This window comes from Pseudoxanthomonas sp. GW2 (assembly GCF_000283075.1).
Classification (GTDB): Bacteria; Pseudomonadota; Gammaproteobacteria; order Xanthomonadales; family Xanthomonadaceae; genus Pseudoxanthomonas.
In genome coordinates, this window is record NZ_ALIP01000074.1 from 1 (window position 1) to 1,092 (window position 1,092).

The following is a 1,092-nucleotide window of genomic DNA, read 5'->3' on the forward strand; positions in this document are numbered from 1 at the left end:
GGGCCGCGAGGACCTGGCCGCCGATGCCTGGCGCAAGCTGCTGGCGGTCGACCCCAACCAGCCGGACGCACTGCTGGGCCTGGGCCTGATCGACCTCAACCAGGGCCGCCGCGCCGAGGCGCAGCGGCGCCTGGCGCAGCTGCAGTCGGCGCATCCGGACGCGCCGCAGACCACGCGCCTGCGCATGGCCCTGGGCGGCGGGGGCGGCGGCACCAGCCAGCTGCAGGCCGCGCGCCGCGCCGCCGCCGCCGGCCGCTACGCCGAGGCAGTGCGTGCCTACGACCAGGCCTTCGGCAACGCCGCGCCGCCGGACGACCTGGCGCTGGAGTACTACCAGGTGCTGGCCGGCACCCCTGACGGCTGGGAGCGCGCGCGCGATGGCCTGCGCCGGCTGGCCGGCAACAACCCGGCGCCGGCGGTGTCGCTGGCCCTGGGCCAGGTCCTGACCTACCGCGAGCCGACCCGGCGCGAGGGCATCACGCGCCTGCGCGCGCTGGCTTCGCGCGAGGACGTCGGTGGCCCGGCGCGCGCGGCCTGGCGCCAGGCCCTGCTGTGGCTCAACGCCAGCCGCGGCGACGCCGCGCTGTACGAGGAATTCCTCAAGCTGCAGCCGAACGACCGCGAGGTCGCGGCCAAGGCCGCGCAGCTGCGCGGCCAGGGCGCGGCGGCGCAGCAGGACCCCAACCAGCGCCTGCTGGGCGAGGGTTTCCGCGCGCTGGAGGAGGGCAACGACGCGGTGGCCGAGGCGCGCTTCGCCCAGGTGCTGCGTGCGCGCCCGCGCGATCCGGAGGCGCTCGGCGGGCTGGGCTCGGTGCGCCTGCGCCAGCAGCGCTTCGCCGAGGCCGGCGAGCTGCTGCGCCCGGCCGCGGCGGCCAACCGCAAGTGGCAGCAGGCGGCGGACACCGCGCAGTACTGGCAGGCCTTGCAGGAGGCCCGCAACGGCGGGCCCGACGCCATCGCCCGGGTGTCCGCGGCGGTGCGGACGATGCCGCGCGAACCGGCCGGCCACGTGCTGCTGGCGCAGCTGCAGGAGGGCACCGATCCGGCCGCGGCCGAAGCTGGCTACCGCAAGGCGCTGGAACTGGATCCGGC

Annotated in this window: 1 protein-coding gene; it reads left to right on the top strand. The window is 77.7% G+C overall.

Going from position 1 to position 1,092, the window contains the following annotated elements:
- Positions 1–1,092, top strand: a 1,092-nt coding sequence (locus B351_RS16250) for a tetratricopeptide repeat protein (RefSeq protein WP_039730880.1), incomplete at both ends; no start/stop codon positions are given.